General features: G+C 60.3%; 15 protein-coding genes. 7 read left to right on the top strand and 8 right to left on the bottom strand.

All coding sequences use genetic code 11. The annotated features are described in order from the left end of the window. Nucleotides 1-61: 61 nt before the first annotated feature. On the bottom strand, nucleotides 62-643 hold the full coding sequence (locus ACQ4W6_RS24795; RefSeq protein WP_436569830.1) for a DJ-1/PfpI family protein: 582 nt from the start codon (nucleotides 641-643) through the stop codon (nucleotides 62-64). A 336-nt stretch (nucleotides 644-979) separates the two neighbouring features. On the opposite strand from ACQ4W6_RS24795, the gene ACQ4W6_RS24800 reads away from it, so the two are divergent. Beyond that, the gene (locus tag ACQ4W6_RS24800) at nucleotides 980-1,426 is read left to right on the top strand and encodes an adenylate/guanylate cyclase domain-containing protein (RefSeq protein ID WP_436569831.1); all 447 of its coding nucleotides are present in this window, start codon (nucleotides 980-982) and stop codon (nucleotides 1,424-1,426) included. Nucleotides 1,427-1,865: 439 nt separating this feature from the next. Beyond that, nucleotides 1,866-2,165 (top strand): antibiotic biosynthesis monooxygenase family protein, encoded by a 300-nt coding sequence (locus tag ACQ4W6_RS24805; RefSeq protein WP_436569832.1) that lies wholly within the window; start codon nucleotides 1,866-1,868, stop codon nucleotides 2,163-2,165. A gap of 10 nt (nucleotides 2,166-2,175) precedes the next feature. Here ACQ4W6_RS24805 and pncB read toward each other — a convergent pair whose 3' ends face one another. The 5 genes from pncB to ACQ4W6_RS24830 all read right to left on the bottom strand — a co-directional run bounded on the left by pncB (nucleotide 2,176) and on the right by ACQ4W6_RS24830 (nucleotide 6,238). Further along, nucleotides 2,176-3,366: a nicotinate phosphoribosyltransferase gene (gene pncB / locus ACQ4W6_RS24810; protein ID WP_436569833.1), complete on the bottom strand. Its 1,191-nt coding sequence runs from the start codon at nucleotides 3,364-3,366 to the stop codon at nucleotides 2,176-2,178. A 79-nt stretch (nucleotides 3,367-3,445) separates the two neighbouring features. Beyond that, on the bottom strand, nucleotides 3,446-4,309 hold the full coding sequence (locus ACQ4W6_RS24815) for a cysteine hydrolase family protein (RefSeq protein ID WP_436569834.1): 864 nt from the start codon (nucleotides 4,307-4,309) through the stop codon (nucleotides 3,446-3,448). Between the two features lie 133 nt (nucleotides 4,310-4,442). Next, nucleotides 4,443-4,697, bottom strand: a complete 255-nt coding sequence (locus ACQ4W6_RS24820) for a hypothetical protein (protein WP_436569835.1) — start codon at nucleotides 4,695-4,697, stop codon at nucleotides 4,443-4,445. Between the two features lie 269 nt (nucleotides 4,698-4,966). Next, nucleotides 4,967-5,476, bottom strand: a complete 510-nt coding sequence (locus tag ACQ4W6_RS24825) for a nuclear transport factor 2 family protein (protein WP_436569836.1) — start codon at nucleotides 5,474-5,476, stop codon at nucleotides 4,967-4,969. A 156-nt stretch (nucleotides 5,477-5,632) separates the two neighbouring features. Next, nucleotides 5,633-6,238, bottom strand: coding sequence for an FMN-dependent NADH-azoreductase (locus tag ACQ4W6_RS24830; RefSeq protein WP_436569837.1), 606 nt, complete (start codon nucleotides 6,236-6,238; stop codon nucleotides 5,633-5,635). Nucleotides 6,239-6,371: 133 nt separating this feature from the next. Here ACQ4W6_RS24830 and ACQ4W6_RS24835 point away from each other — a divergent pair, with 133 nt between their 5' ends. Together ACQ4W6_RS24835 and ACQ4W6_RS24840 are read left to right on the top strand one after the other, a co-directional pair. Further along, nucleotides 6,372-7,289: a LysR family transcriptional regulator gene (locus tag ACQ4W6_RS24835; RefSeq protein WP_436569838.1), complete on the top strand. Its 918-nt coding sequence runs from the start codon at nucleotides 6,372-6,374 to the stop codon at nucleotides 7,287-7,289. Nucleotides 7,290-7,351: 62 nt separating this feature from the next. Next, nucleotides 7,352-7,579, top strand: coding sequence for a hypothetical protein (locus tag ACQ4W6_RS24840; protein WP_436569839.1), 228 nt, complete (start codon nucleotides 7,352-7,354; stop codon nucleotides 7,577-7,579). Nucleotides 7,580-7,582: 3 nt separating this feature from the next. Here the strand turns inward: ACQ4W6_RS24840 and ACQ4W6_RS24845 are convergent, their stop codons facing one another. Both ACQ4W6_RS24845 and ACQ4W6_RS24850 read right to left on the bottom strand, forming a co-directional pair. Further along, nucleotides 7,583-7,894 carry a chaperone modulator CbpM gene (locus tag ACQ4W6_RS24845; protein WP_436569840.1) on the bottom strand — a complete coding sequence of 104 codons (312 nt, stop codon included), beginning with the start codon at nucleotides 7,892-7,894 and terminating at the stop codon, nucleotides 7,583-7,585. Nucleotides 7,895-7,897: 3 nt separating this feature from the next. Continuing rightward, nucleotides 7,898-8,824 (bottom strand): DnaJ C-terminal domain-containing protein, encoded by a 927-nt coding sequence (locus ACQ4W6_RS24850; protein ID WP_436569841.1) that lies wholly within the window; start codon nucleotides 8,822-8,824, stop codon nucleotides 7,898-7,900. Nucleotides 8,825-9,204: 380 nt separating this feature from the next. Between ACQ4W6_RS24850 and ACQ4W6_RS24855 the strand changes: the two genes are divergently transcribed. From ACQ4W6_RS24855 to ACQ4W6_RS24865, 3 genes are read left to right on the top strand one after another with little or no spacing between them, the layout of a single operon-like run. Beyond that, entirely contained in the window at nucleotides 9,205-9,357 is a 153-nt protein-coding gene (locus ACQ4W6_RS24855) for a hypothetical protein (protein ID WP_436569842.1), read from the top strand. A 60-nt stretch (nucleotides 9,358-9,417) separates the two neighbouring features. Then, nucleotides 9,418-9,831 (top strand): site-specific integrase, encoded by a 414-nt coding sequence (locus tag ACQ4W6_RS24860; RefSeq protein ID WP_436569843.1) that lies wholly within the window; start codon nucleotides 9,418-9,420, stop codon nucleotides 9,829-9,831. Continuing rightward, entirely contained in the window at nucleotides 9,756-10,295 is a 540-nt protein-coding gene (locus ACQ4W6_RS24865) for a tyrosine-type recombinase/integrase (RefSeq protein WP_436569844.1), read from the top strand. Before ACQ4W6_RS24860 ends, ACQ4W6_RS24865 begins: the two co-directional genes overlap by 76 nt. The last annotated feature ends 63 nt before the right edge of the window (nucleotides 10,296-10,358 follow it).

Genomic DNA, 10,358 nt, shown 5'->3' on the forward strand with positions numbered 1-10,358 from the left:
TCGAATCTGATAAGTGAAACGCCCGGCAAGCGATACTGCAGCACGCCGGGACGATAAGGGGTTACAGGTGGATCTCGGTACCGAGCAGCTTGACGAACTGTGCCAGCCAGGCCGGATGCGCGGGCCAGGCGGGCGCGGTGACGAACTGGCCATCCGTGACGGCATCGGTGACGGCGATGTCGGCATACGTGCCGCCCGCCAATTTCACTTCCGGCGCGCAGGCCGGATAGGCGGAAATGCGCTTGCCGCGAATGACATCGGCAGCGGCCAGCAACTGCGCACCATGGCAGACGGCGGCCACGGGCTTGCCCGCCTCGGCGAAATGGCGCACGGCGGCGATCACTTTCTCGTTCAGGCGCAGGTATTCGGGGGCGCGGCCGCCGGCGATCATCACGGCGTCATAGTCGGCCGGGTCAATCTCGTCAAAACTGGCATTCAAGGTAAACAGATGGCCCGGTTTTTCCGTATAGGTCTGGTCGCCTTCGAAATCGTGGATGGCCGTCTTGATCGTCTGGCCGCTCTTTTTGCCGGGGCAGACGGCATGCACGGTATGGCCCAGCATCAGCAGCGCCTGGAAGGGCACCATCGTTTCATAATCTTCTGCAAAATCGCCGGTCAAAAACAGAATTTTCTTCGCTGCCATTTGGTTCTCCTATGAAAGATTGATCCCGCATCCCTGCCTGCGGCTTGCGCCGGGTGCAGATACACTGCAAGCCGTATCTTAGCGCGACTTGAGCGCTATTCTGCACATTTATCAAACATTTGCGTCAAATTAGCGGAAAAAGCAAGTCTGGCAGTCAACGCGATGAAGATGCATCTACCCATGATTGCCTTTTAATCAATGTCAATATAGAATCAAGCGCTGATAAGACTTCGACCTGCCGCAACGCCGGCACCCAGGCAGACGATACTTCCGGGAGCATCGTATCAACAGAACAACTACAGCTCGAAGCCGTCATCGGCGGCCTTGAAGCCCAACGTGCCCTGCTCGGCAACGCTGGGGGCCGCCGTCCCTGGCACCCAGACCCTCAAGCAAGTGACCATCCTGTTCCTCGACGTGGTCGGCTCCACCACCCTGGCGCGCCAGCTCGACCCGGAAGATATCCACGCCGTGATGGACGGCGCGCTGGCGCGTTGCACCGCCATCGTCGAAGCGCATCGCGGCCGCGTGCTGCAATACGCGGGCGACAGCCTGCTGGCGGTGTTTGGCGCCGCTGAAGCGCAGGAAGACGACCCCGAGCGCGCGGTGCACGCCGGACTGGCGCTGCTGGCCGAAGGCAGGCTGCAAGGCAAACAGGTCAAGCTGCGCCATGGCCACGACGGTTTCGATGTGCGCGTCGGTGCGACGGCGGCACCTTCAATAATTTCCCAGTCGACATCATGCGCGCGACACGCGGGGTGGGCAAAGTCATCGGCGTGGACCTGAGTTTTCGCAAGCCGCGCCGCATCGAACTCGACGAAGTGCCAGGCACCTGGGCGCTGCTGCGCGACCGGCTCCGGCCACGCAGCAAGCGCCGCGACAAATTCCCCTCGCTGGTGGCTTACCTGATGAACGTCACCATCCTGTATAGCCTCACGCCAGCGCGAGTCGCAAAAACTCAGCGACCTGTACTTCAACCCGCCACTCGAACGCATCGGACTGCTGCAGTGGGAAAAATTCGACAGCATCGTCAGGCAGGGCCACGCGCATGGCGTTACTGTGCTGAATGGACTTGCCACCGAGCAAATCAAACCATTCCGGCAGCGCGACTAAGCCATCTGCATGGCGATGCTACTGGCAACGCAAGGCAGGTGGCTTTTTCCCCTCCCCTGCGCGGCCAAATTATGGCAAGATCAGCTTCCTTCACTCCACAGCGGAACTTGCCATGATTTTTGAAATTGCCCACATCCAGATCAAACCGGCCACGCATGCGGCATTCGAAGCGGCCGTGACGCAGGCCGTGCCCCTGTTCCAGCGTGCGCGCGGCTGCGAATCGATGCGCCTGGAACACTCGATTGAAAACGCCGATGCGTATCGCCTGGTGGTGGGCTGGACAACCCTGGAAGACCATACCGTGCATTTTCGCGGCAGCGACGACTTCCAGGCATGGCGCGCGCTGGTGGGCGAATTCTTCGCCGCAGCGCCGCAGGTGGAGCACATGAACACGGTAGTGACGGGCTTCTAAGCGATCGGCCTCACACCGCAGGATGGTGAAACACCTGCCGCAGATAGGCGAGGAAGGTTTCATCCTTGCACAGGGTCTTGCCCGGCGAATCCGACAATTTCGCCACCGACTGGCCATTGCAGCGCACCAGTTTCATGACGATGTTGAGCGGCGTCAAACCGACGTCGTTGGTGAGATTGGTGCCGATGCCAAAGCCCGTCATGATGCGGTCGGCGAAGTGCTGGTACAGGGCGAAGGCCTTGTCCAGGTCCAAGCCGTCGGAAAACACCAGGCGCTTGGTGTTGGCGTCGATGCGCAGGGCCGCGTAATGGGCAAGCGCCTTCTCGCCCCACTCGACCGGGTCGCCCGAGTCGTGGCGCAAGCCGTCGAACAGCTTGGCGAAATACAGGTCGAAATCGGCCAAAAAGGCGTCCATGCCGACCACGTCGGTGAGCGCGATGCCCAGGTCGCCCCGGTACTCCTGCACCCAGTCTTCCAGTGCCGCCTTTTGAAAGTCGCGCAGGCGCACGCCGAAGGATTGGAACGATTGCATGTATTCATGCGCCATGGTGCCGATCGGCACGATGCCCAGCTTTTTCGCCAGATACACGTTTGAGGTGCCCTTGAAATATTCCGGCACCTCATGCGCCAAGCGCTGCACCACTTCCTCATGCCAGGCGCCCGAGAAACGCCGGCGCACGCCGAAATCGGAAAACTCGAATGGATGCTTGCGGCGCGGCAACTTGCCAAATTCCTTGACGGCCGCCACTTTCAAGCCCAGGCGATGCCGTCCTTCGCGCATGGCCGCGTCGAAGTCGAAACGGCGGAAGTACAGTTCATTGATGATGTACAGCACGAAAATCTCGAAACCCATCACATGCACTTGCGGCCCAGCCGCGTGCACCAGCAAGGTGTCACCCTCGGTGCTGACGTCGATGAATTTGCGCTGGAAGCGGAAGACGGTCAAAAAGTCGACGAAATCGCTCTTCATGAAGCGCAGGGTGCGCAGATAGGCCAGCTCATCGTCGGCAAACGACATCGAACACAGATGGTCGAGCTGCTCTTCCAGCTCATCCTTCAGTTCGGCCAGCGGGAACACCGTTTTATTGCGGCAGACAAATTCGTATTCGGTATGGGTATTCGGATGACCGTGCAGCAAAGCTTGCCACATTGTAAATTTATACAGATCGGTTTCCAGCAAACTGCGCACTATCGGGGTCATGTGTGTTTTCTCCAACTTCCTGAAGCCAGAATAGTACGCCACCGCAGGCATTTCAGCAGCGCCCGCTTGCGGCAAGGCCTCACCGTCCTGTGTTGGCCAGCAGTTCAGGCAGGATGGCGTCCGCCGTGGCCAGCCGCACGCCACGTTCCTGCATGGCGGCAAGAAACTCGCGCTGCTGCGCCTCGAAGTGCGTGACGGGACTCATGCAGTCGGTCAGCAGCACCAGCCGGCCCAAAGCCTGCGGCCCCTGCTGGGCTTGCAGGTAGTCGGCGATGTGTTCCGTGCTGGCCTTCACGCAGTGGCTGCCCGCCTCGCCGCAAATATAGAGCTGCTGCGCCGGCAGCAAGGTGGCGAGGAAATCGCCGTTGCGCTGGGTGGCGGCATCTTGCGCGTCGGGCACTTCGGCCATGACGGCTGAATAATGCTCGCTCCATGGATTCGAGCCCTTGCTCAGTTTGGCAACCACCTGCAAGTGCTCCACTTCCCAGCCGTTATAGGCGGCGCGCACGGCCGCGTGGATATTCTGGCCCCAGCTGCCGATCTCGCAATGCACGGGCCACACCATCAACTGGTAGCGCCCGGCCTGCTGCAGCGCATCAAGGTAGGCCAGCGCGCGCGGCAAGGCGGTGCTGGCGGCGGGCAGGAACAGGCCGTCGCGCACTTCCTGCGCGCTGATCTGCGTAAAGGGCGATACCGCGCCACCGGCGCCCGTGCGCCAGAACGCGGGGTGGGCGATGTCGTAGCGGTGATGGGCATCGAGCGTGATGCTGATCTGCGTCAAACCTTGCCCACCTTCGCGTATCAACTGCGCCACGCGCAGCATATCCTGATGGGCACCAGGCACGGCCAGCGCGGGTGCGGCGCCCGTGGGCAGCCACTCTGGTGGCAAATCGCAAAAATCATTTTGCGGGTCGATGACGAGCAGGTGCAGCTGGCGTTTCATGGCGGTCCTCTGGCGTGGCGGGAAGTTGCATGATAATGCCAAGCTCGCCACTGCACCCATCCTGTCTGCGCCCGGCAGCCCCTCATGCGCAATAGCTTGCGCCTGGACAAGCTACACAGTGACGCAAGCAGCCTCAGGGATGAAAGACATAGCGGCGCCGACGCCGCTCGACCAGCTTGAGCGCCACTTCGCCTGCTTCGGCGACGGCGTCCTCTTGCGTCGCAAATGGATGGTCGGCCGACACCCTGCGTTTCTTCACCAGGTTCACCCGGTGCATGGGGTTGGGCGAAGGGGCATAGATGGCGACGTAGGCGCCCCATAGCTTGCAGCCCCGCAAGGGCTCTGCCGTGTAATTTACCTCATAAAAATCAACATACTTTATCGGCACGATGTTTGCTCCAGAGTGGCATGGCCGGACAGCTTGTCTCTACGGACTGACGCGGTAAAAAGGGGAAACCCTGTGCTTGAGCTATCTGCTTGTTTCTGCATCTTATTACGCGGCACAATCGAAAAATGGCATTCACTGCTACATGGCGGCACAGGCGCTGCGGCCACACGGCGGCCATAGCGGCCGGTTCGGTCACACCGAAAGTATAGACGAAGCAAAAAATTTATTGCAGAGCAACATCGTACTGAACGGGGAAGAGCCGGCGCGTCTTATTTCCCGGCCTCGGCCGCGCCATGCATGGACCAGACGACGCTGAGAATTTTCCAGTTGCCGTCGCGCTTGACCATTTGCCACGCTTGCATGCCATAGTTGGACAATTTGTCGCCGACCAGGAATTCATAGTCGAAGTTGACCCACGCCACATGGCGGTCCTGGGTGATCTTGACGTTGTAGAATTTTTCTTGCGTGCGCAGCGGTTCGCGCTTGATGTAGTTGGCGAAACCGGCGTAGCCAGCCGCCTCGATGCCGTCGAAATGCACGTTCGTGGTGTCGCGCACTGTCTTGATGAAGCCGTCATCGGCCGGCGAAGTGAATAGGATATTGGCGTGCAGCATCAGCGACGACAGCAGCTTGATATCCTTGGTGACCAGGGCCGCCTGGAAGCCGGCGACGACTTGTTCGATGGCGCCGAAATCCTCGGGCGTGGATGCGTGGCGGCCCACGTGAGAAGCTGCTGCCACTGGCGCGGTGTGCGCCTGCGCAAATCCTGCCGCCAACATGGAACATCCAAGGCAGACGGCGCTTGCCAACTTGTGCATGAGGAACTTTCATGGCGAACCGCTCGCCGGACTGGCGCAAAAACGCGCCGCCGGCAAGCTTATGTCAGCCATGAAAAATTGGCAATCCCTCGAAAGGCGTAGTTCAGGCGGCCAAAGTCAGGCGGCCAGGGCGGCAATCGAGGCACGGCTCTTGGCGATGGCACCGGCGACCGCTTCTTCGCCCATGGCCACGCCTTCGGCTTGCACGAACTCGATATCGGTGATGCCGAGAAAGCCCAGCGCCGCGCGCAGATAGGTGCTCAGGTGGTCATACGCTGCGCCCGGACCTTCGCTGTAGACGCCGCCGCTGGCCGTGAAGATATATGCCTTCTTGCCCGTGGCCAGGCCGACGGGGCCGGTGGCCGTGTACTGGAAGGTGCGGCCCGCGCGCGCCACGTGGTCAATCCACGCCTTCAGGGTTGAGGGCACGGAAAAGTTGTACATGGGCGCGGCCAGCACCAGCACGTCGGCCGCCAGCAATTCATCGACCAGGGTATCGGACACTTGCACGGCCGCCGCCGCTTGCGCGCTGCGCTGCTCGGCGGGCGTGAAGAACGCGCCCATCACCTCTTCGGTCAGGTGCGGCACGGGCTGCACAGCCAGATCGCGCAGGGCGACGGTAGCGCCTTGCGCTGCAAGTTTCGCGACGAATTCGCCCGACAATTGGCGCGACAGGGAACCGCTGCTGCGCACGCTGCTATTAATGTGTAGTACGTTAGCCATGAATTGTTCCTTCGAAAACGGGTAACTGGAATGCCGCATCGCGGCGCTTGCACACATCATAGTTCGGCGCTACTATCGATGAAACCAGGTAAATATAAATGATTTGCATCGAATTTCTAGATATGGAGTCGCCGTGAGAGAACCAGGCCAGCCTTCGCTCGACCAGTTGCGCGTGTTTGTCGCCGTCATCGACGCGGGCGGCTTCGCCCACGCGGCGCGCCAGTTGCACCGCACGCAATCGGTGATCAGCTATACCATCGCCAACCTGGAAGAACAGTTGAATGTCGTCTTGCTCGACCGCAGCAAGCGCAAGCCCACCCTGACGGACGCTGGCCGCGCCCTGCTGGCCGACGCGCGCGCCGTGGCCCTGAAAGTGGACGCCATGCGCGCGCGGGCCAAGGCGCTGGCCGGTGGCCTGGAAGCGGAAGTGTCGGTGGTGGTTGACGTCATGTTCCCCACCTGCGTGCTGGTGCGCATACTCGAAGCGTTCCAGGCGCAGTTCCCCACCGTCGCCCTGCGCCTGCGCATGGAAGCCATGGGCGCCGTGGCGCAGCTGGTCATGGATGGCAGCTGCCATATTGGCCTGAGTGGCTGGACCACGGCCAATGCCGATGTCTTCGAGCGCCTGGCCGTCGGCCATGTGCGCCTGATTCCCGTGGCCGCGCCCAGCCACGCGCTGGCGCAGCAGGAAGGTCCGATTCCGTCAGCCGTGGCGCGCGAACATATCCAGCTGGTGCTCAGCGACCGCAGCGCCATGACGGAAGGCCAGGATTTCGGCGTGCTGGGACTGCGCAACTGGCGCCTGGGCGACCTCGGTTCCAAGCACGCCTTGCTGCGCGCGGGCCTGGGCTGGGGCAACATGCCCGAGGCGATGGTGCGCGACGACCTGGCTGAAGGCCGCCTGGTGCACCTGCCGCTGGCCGTCGACAAGGGCGAGAATTATCCGCTTTACCTGATACAGCGCGCCGACACGCCGCCTGGCCAGGCGGGCAAGTGGCTGACGGAGCGCTTTGCCGAGCAGCTGCCACGGCTGCTCGATCAGGGGTTTTAGAAGGGCGCGCGGGCAGGTATCATGCGCGCATACATCAGCGCATACATCAACAAGGACTTACCATGGCCGGCATCGACGACTTCGTCAACAAACAACAACCTGGCGCGCGCTTCGTCATCACGGCGCAGATGCTGCGCATGACGCCGCAACAGTTCGACAGCGTGGCGCAGGAATGGATGGAAGATGGCGGCCCCGGTTTCGACATCGCCGGTATCCCGCACCGCGTCGTCATCGACGGCCAGTTTTACATTTCCAGGATCACCGTGACGCGGCACGTTGATCCTGAATAAGGTTTAGTCGGCGCCCAGCACCTGCAAACGCCGCCGCAAACGCGCCACTTCTTCCGACAGATCGACCACCAGGCCGGCCAGTTCGGCATTGGCGTCGAACACGGACTCGATTTCGTGCAGGCGGCGCGCGCGCACCAGGTCCAGGCTGGTGAAGCGCCAGGCCGTCAATTGCCCCGGCGGCGGGCCATTTTGCAGCAGCACGCCTGTTTGCACGTGCTGCACCACCCAGTCCGGTTCCACGGCGCAGGCGCGCGCCAATTCTTCCAGGCTCAGGGCGGAATCTTCGAGCAATACGCCAATTACATTTGTCGCCATGATTTACGCTCCCAGCTTCTGGCGCGGATTGAAGGCCATCTCGCGCGCCATGGTTTCATACAGTTCGCGCGCTTTCGCGTCGTTCGCCGGCGGCAGCACCACTTCCAGCAGCAGGTACAAGTCACCCGGCTGGGCGGCCGGTATGCCGCGCCCTTTCAAGCGCAGCTTGCGCCCCGTCTGCGAATTGGGCGGCACGCTGACGGCCACGGTGCCGGACGGCGTGGGCACGGCGATTTCGCCACCCAGCGCCGCTTCCCACGGCGTGACGGGCACCGTCTCGAAGACGTCGCGCCCTTCCACCTTGTAGCGCGCATCGCTCTGGAAACGGATCTCCAGGTACAAGTCGCCAGCCGGCGCGCCGCCGCTGCCCGGATGGCCCTGGCCCTTCATGCGCAGCTGCTGGCCTTCCGTGACACCTTTCGGTATCGTCACTTCCAGGGTGCGCTCGCGCGTGACCACATGGCCCTGCGCGTCCGCTTCCGGCACGCGCATGACGATGTGGCGCTTGGCGCCATGGTAGCTGTCGTGCAAATCGATGGTGATGGCGGCGTGGCTGTCCTCGCCCTGCATCTGGAAGTTGCTGTTGGCGCGGCGCTGTCCGCCCACATGGGCGAACAGGTCGGCAAAGAAATCGCTGTCGTCGGCGCCCGACGATTCGGAGCCCGAGCCCCAGCCCGGCGGCGGACGAAATGGCTCGCCCTTGGGACCGCCTTGCGCGCTGCGGCCCAGTTCATCGTAGGCGACGCGCTTTTCCCCGTCGCCCAGCACGCCGTAGGCTTCATTCAGGGCCTTGGTGCGCTTGTCAGCGTCCGGTTCCTTGCTGACGTCGGGATGGTACTTGCGTACCAGCTTGCGGTACGCCTTCTTGATTTCAGCCTCGGTCGCCGTCTTCTCGACGCCGAGTTCCTTGTAGTAGTCCTTGTAATCCACCGTGCTTGCTCCCCATGGTTGAACCGCCTGTGGGAAGAGTACACGAATTGGTCAAAAGACAGCGTGCGCACAATACAACAGCGCTGCGTCTGAACATCTTATGGACACGCCCGAAAAGCTCGCAACATGCCCATTTTTTGCACGCCCCCCATAGGGAAAACGTCATTGCAACTACACGCAGCCCTTCGAAAGAAAATACTGTTTATACTGTTTTCCCTCGCCACATCAAATCACAAATTTCTTGATCTCCCTGTTGTCTGAACGCATCTTCCCTGACCCCAGCAATACTAAATCTGGCACCAGTTTTTGGTCAATTTTTCGTGCAAAATTTGTACAAAGACGTGCGCGGTACCGGTATTGCGTCAATTCAGGAGAAAAACATGCCAATTTACAAACGCAATGATCTTTGGCACTGGCGCAAATTGATCGACGGCATAATGCTCTTTCGTTCGACAAAAACAGACGATAAGAAGCTTGCAACTCAAATTGCTCGTAAGTGGAACCATGAAACCGTTCAACAAATCAAGGTATAGGGCGAACGGCCTGTGTCAGTACATGACGTAATCGCTGGCTTCCTTGCTGACCGCAAGCACATGAAGGGCTACGAATCGGCGTGCAATAACATGAAGAAATGGAAGAATGCATTGCCAGATGTGCCGATGAAGTCATTGCCAAAACATCAAGTACAAGAAGTCGTAACCAAGATGATCAAACTTGGCCGTGCCCACAACACCGTCTGCGTGTTCATCGTCTACTGGAATGCACTGAACAACTACTGCACGAAGAAGCGGCTTTCGCCCGGGCCTCGACTAGACCCGATCAAGCAAACGCCAACCCGCTTCCGCGTAATCTCCGTTGCCGAAGAAGCTGCAATGCTGGCAGCGACCTCTCCTGACACCAAGTATCCGGGTAAAACGCAAAGGTCGATGCAATGCGGCAAGACAATCAGGACATTCTCGTATGCCTGCTCCATCTGGGTGCCCGTATCACCGAGGCCCATAACCTGAAGTGCTCGGACATCAATTTCGAACTCAACACCATCCTTGTCAGGCGACTGAAACGCGGCAATGACTGCCTGCTACAGATGACCAACTCGCTACGCGCCATCATGGAACGCCGTCACCTGACCCGCATCAACAACAAAGTATTCCCCACCAAGCACGACGATGGCCGTACCAATACGGGTTGGATGAAAGACGTGGTGAAGCGATCAGGTGTTTCGCTTGATGGAGGTAAGATCCCCAGCCATACATTCAGGCACTCATGCGCTACTCGATTGCTGCGCTCAGGTATGGACATCACCATGGTGCAGAAGTTCCTGGGCCATAAGGAAATCAGCAGCACGATGGTTTATCTGCACACGTTGCCGAGCGAAGTCGCTTCGCGGGCTGCGGCAGTATTCGATGGGGACTTAATGCAGGGCGATTGCATGAAGCATCAAGTCGGCAAGCCCAAGACCTTGGCGAGATAGTCGGCACTCCAGCCAGCTTTTAAGCGTTTGGTAGCGATGCCGACCTTGGTCGACTTTTCATTT

This window comes from Janthinobacterium woesei (assembly GCF_051380875.1).
In the GTDB taxonomy this organism is placed as follows: Bacteria; Pseudomonadota; Gammaproteobacteria; order Burkholderiales; family Burkholderiaceae_D; genus Janthinobacterium.

What these genes read in the sequence shown, in the direction of transcription:
- ACQ4W6_RS24795 (WP_436569830.1), bottom strand. Translation starts at nt 643, where the DNA reads ATGGCAGCGAAGAAAATTCTGTTTTTGACCGGCGATTTTGCAGAAGAT.
- ACQ4W6_RS24805 (WP_436569832.1), top strand. Translation starts at nt 1,866, where the DNA reads ATGATTTTTGAAATTGCCCACATCCAGATCAAACCGGCCACGCATGCG.
- pncB (WP_436569833.1), bottom strand. Translation starts at nt 3,366, where the DNA reads ATGACCCCGATAGTGCGCAGTTTGCTGGAAACCGATCTGTATAAATTT.
- ACQ4W6_RS24815 (WP_436569834.1), bottom strand. Translation starts at nt 4,309, where the DNA reads ATGAAACGCCAGCTGCACCTGCTCGTCATCGACCCGCAAAATGATTTT.
- ACQ4W6_RS24825 (WP_436569836.1), bottom strand. Translation starts at nt 5,476, where the DNA reads ATGTTGGCGGCAGGATTTGCGCAGGCGCACACCGCGCCAGTGGCAGCA.
- ACQ4W6_RS24830 (WP_436569837.1), bottom strand. Translation starts at nt 6,238, where the DNA reads ATGGCTAACGTACTACACATTAATAGCAGCGTGCGCAGCAGCGGTTCC.
- ACQ4W6_RS24840 (WP_436569839.1), top strand. Translation starts at nt 7,352, where the DNA reads ATGGCCGGCATCGACGACTTCGTCAACAAACAACAACCTGGCGCGCGC.
- ACQ4W6_RS24845 (WP_436569840.1), bottom strand. Translation starts at nt 7,894, where the DNA reads ATGGCGACAAATGTAATTGGCGTATTGCTCGAAGATTCCGCCCTGAGC.
- ACQ4W6_RS24855 (WP_436569842.1), top strand. Translation starts at nt 9,205, where the DNA reads ATGCCAATTTACAAACGCAATGATCTTTGGCACTGGCGCAAATTGATC.
- ACQ4W6_RS24860 (WP_436569843.1), top strand. Translation starts at nt 9,418, where the DNA reads ATGAAGGGCTACGAATCGGCGTGCAATAACATGAAGAAATGGAAGAAT.
- ACQ4W6_RS24865 (WP_436569844.1), top strand. Translation starts at nt 9,756, where the DNA reads ATGCGGCAAGACAATCAGGACATTCTCGTATGCCTGCTCCATCTGGGT.